General features: G+C 36.2%; 4 protein-coding genes. 1 reads left to right on the forward strand and 3 read right to left on the reverse strand.

Annotated features, from left to right (window positions below; translation table 11 throughout):
* Positions 1 to 78 precede the first annotated feature (78 nt).
* Positions 79 to 615 carry a hypoxanthine phosphoribosyltransferase gene (gene hpt, locus AACL61_RS01490; protein WP_102816240.1) on the reverse strand — a complete coding sequence of 179 codons (537 nt, stop codon included), beginning with the start codon at positions 613 to 615 and terminating at the stop codon, positions 79 to 81.
* A gap of 214 nt (positions 616 to 829) precedes the next feature.
* Between hpt and AACL61_RS01495 the strand changes: the two genes are divergently transcribed.
* A complete protein-coding gene (locus tag AACL61_RS01495) occupies positions 830 to 1,849 on the forward strand; it encodes a serine hydrolase domain-containing protein (protein WP_102816241.1) in 1,020 nt (339 codons plus the stop codon).
* 69 nt (positions 1,850 to 1,918) lie between these two features.
* On the opposite strand, the gene arsC is transcribed toward AACL61_RS01495, so the two are convergent.
* Together arsC and AACL61_RS01505 are read right to left on the reverse strand one after the other, a co-directional pair.
* Entirely contained in the window at positions 1,919 to 2,329 is a 411-nt protein-coding gene (gene arsC, locus AACL61_RS01500) for an arsenate reductase (thioredoxin) (protein ID WP_102816242.1), read from the reverse strand.
* 359 nt (positions 2,330 to 2,688) lie between these two features.
* Positions 2,689 to 3,183, reverse strand: coding sequence for a prolyl-tRNA synthetase associated domain-containing protein (locus AACL61_RS01505; RefSeq protein ID WP_102816243.1), 495 nt, complete (start codon positions 3,181 to 3,183; stop codon positions 2,689 to 2,691).
* Positions 3,184 to 3,232: the final 49 nt, after the last annotated feature.

Here is a 3,232-nt window from a genome sequence, read left to right on the forward strand (position 1 = left end):
AACTTAATTTTACAAACCGCGTGTTTAAATCCAAAAAGAAAGCTGAAAGAAATAACATTTTCTCTCAGCCTTTAACTATTATTCATATACAGAACGCTTTAACACACCGACAAACGGAAGATTCCGGTAAAGGCCATTAAAGTCTAGGCCATATCCGACAATAAATTCGTTTGGAACTTTAAAACCAACGTAATCGGCTTCAACATCAACTTCACGACGGTCCGGCTTATCGAGTAAGGAACAAATCTCAATACTCTTTGCGCCACGATCAGCGAAAAGATCAGCGAGATACTTTAATGTATGACCAGTATCAATAATGTCTTCCATAATAATAACTGGTCGACCCTTAATATTGTGGGAAAGATCTTGAATTAATTTAACTTTTCCAGTGGATTCTGAACTTTCTTCGTAACTAGAGACGTCGACATAATCAACGTTTAACTTGAAATTAAGGCGCTTCATCATTTCGCTAGTGAAAATCATTGCCCCTGTCATTACGGAAACTAAAACTGGAAATTCATCTTGATATTTTTCAGTAAGTGTATTAGCAAGTTCATCTAAGCGTTGGTTGACTTGATCTTGAGTATATAAAACTTTTTCGACGTCGTTATTCATTCTAGCTCTCCCTTGATAATGTTCGTTATTTACGAACTATTTTTGCGGTTTTTATTTATTGACGTTAGAATTTTAACATAAATCGAATGAGTTTAAAGTGTTTTAGTAATAAAAATCAGATTTTTATTCTACTTTGTAAGATGGGGGATAAAATTTGTATAATACAGGTAGATATTTTTTCGAAAACGGATGCCTGGAAGGAATACTTATAATTATGAAAAAAGTTAACTTGTATATTTTTTTGACGCTTTGTTCCTTTGCCATCTTCTTATTGACCACGCCATCAAAGGTAAAGGCAGAAGTAGTTGACAAACAAACGCAACATCAACTTCAAGATTATATGAAGAACCATCATATTAATGGGGTGATGCTAGTTAATGGCAAAGATGGGAAGCCAGTTGTCATTGAAAATAATGAAACCACAAATAAAGATCAAATCGTAAAGGCGGATCGACTATTTCCCACGGCATCGCTTCAAAAGATTGTAACGGGAACCGCTGTTTACCAATTAAAACAAAAAAAGCAATTAGCTTGGGACACTTCGCTAAGTAAGTATTACCCACAGATTGACGGCAGTAAAGAGATTACAATTCGGGAATTAATGAACCATACTAGTGGCTTGATTAATAATGATCGTCCATTTGAACCGCTTAGAGGCCAAAAAGCCCAAATTGCTTATATGTTTAAACATCTCAAGTATGATCATACACACACATGGGATTATCAAGATGTTGATTATGAAATATTGGCAGCCATTGTTAGTAAGCAAACACATTTAAGCTATAATGCCTATATTCAAAAAAAATTTGCTAAACCGCTCCATCTTCACCAAATTAAAGACTTTTCTGAAGTTTCAAAAAAGGAAATCCCACAACCTATGGATCCAACGGTTGATTGGCACCGGGTAACTGTAACGACTTCTTCAGACTTTGGAGCAGGGAACCTATTTATATCGCCAAATGATTACTGGAAGTTTGTATATAATGAGGTGCTGAAAGATCCAAAAATGATTAATGAATACTACCAACAGGCGCAGCATCAAGAAGTTGCCTATTTTGGTGGAGTCTACTTTGATGGGGACGTTATTCGCGCAAATGGGAGTATTCCTGGATATAACAGTTGCTTTGTCGCTGATTACAAGACGAAACGAATGATTATGCTATTCTCTAATAATATCGATTATCTAAAATTAAAGGCAACGTCGGATGATATTCTCCATAATTATATGGAATAACGATGAATGCCTTATGAGTAAACAAATGAGTTTTGCTCAGAAGGCATTTTTTTAGATATTAGTATAATTTTACGGGTTGCTTGCTAAGGCTAAAATCCGCTGCTTAATCTCATCGCGGACTTGCCGGAAAATTAGCAGCTGCTGCTCAGGAGTTCCGGTGGCTTGTGCTGGATCTGGCAAGGGCCAATGAATACTGCGCGTTTGGGGAGCGGTGACGGGGCAATGGTCTTTAGCATCACCGCATAAGGTAACAATTAAATCGGCAGCCTGAAAGTAATGAGGGTTAATCGTTTTAGAATGTTGGTGACTAATATCGACATTATCTTCTGCCATTGCTTTAATTGCCAGGGGGTTAACGCCATGAGCTTCAAGACCAGCACTTTGGATTTCGTACTTGTCTTTTAGAAAAATTCTTGCATAGCCTTCCGCCATTTGACTGCGACAAGAATTGCCAGTACATAAGAAATAAATTTTATTCATTTTAGTAATATCTCCTGGGATAAAATTAGGATCAAGTAGGCTGAGGGACTAGAGAGAAGCAGAATTATTGATATAATAACACGAAAAAGTTAGGAATTTAAGTTCATGAAAATGGAGAATTTAAGTTGAAAACTAGTAAAAGTGAACACGAGCTTAAAATAGACTTATATATTGCTTGTTACTTATTCCTAATAGGTACGTTATGTCACAATGTAATTTCCTGACGGGGGATCACCTTATTTCTGAAGGTGGCTCTGTTTTTTACTTGAACTTATTTGCTATTAGTGAGAACATTACAAGACAAAAAACTCCCCCCCAAAAAAAGAGGGAGCTAATCGCGATAAGTAATCGACTGGTGGTTACAAATCAATAATTTCTGGTTCAAAATCAATCTGCTTAAGAAATTTGAACAGGTCATCTGTCTTAATAAAAATTGTATGAGTATTTTCATTAGGATGGAAGGTCTGAATTGGTTCGTCGACAATGTCCTTGTCAAAATACACCTTTACATTATGAGCTTCATTATTTAGCAAACCAAATGGAGAAACAATTCCTGGTTCTAAACCAAGCTGTTCTTGCAGATATTCCGGTCGAGCCATTGAAACCCTTTTAGTTCCAGTTAGGGCCATGAATTTATGAAAGTCCATTGGTTTTTTATCATCCATAATAACCATATAGAAATTCTTTTTCTTCCCTTTCAGAAACATGGTTTTAGTGCGAACACCTTCATGACCAGCGATATATGCATCAGCTTCTTCGGTGGTGTGAGCAGCAGGGTGGTTAATCACAGTATAGTCAGTTATTCCCAATTTTTTTAATGAATCCTTGACTTGCTGATAAGTTCCTAATGTCATAATTTTGCTCCTTAACTAAATTTTTTGTCACCCGAAATGTCAATTTAAG

Source organism: Limosilactobacillus reuteri subsp. porcinus, from assembly GCF_036621895.1.
GTDB lineage: Bacteria > Bacillota > Bacilli > Lactobacillales > Lactobacillaceae > Limosilactobacillus > Limosilactobacillus reuteri_J.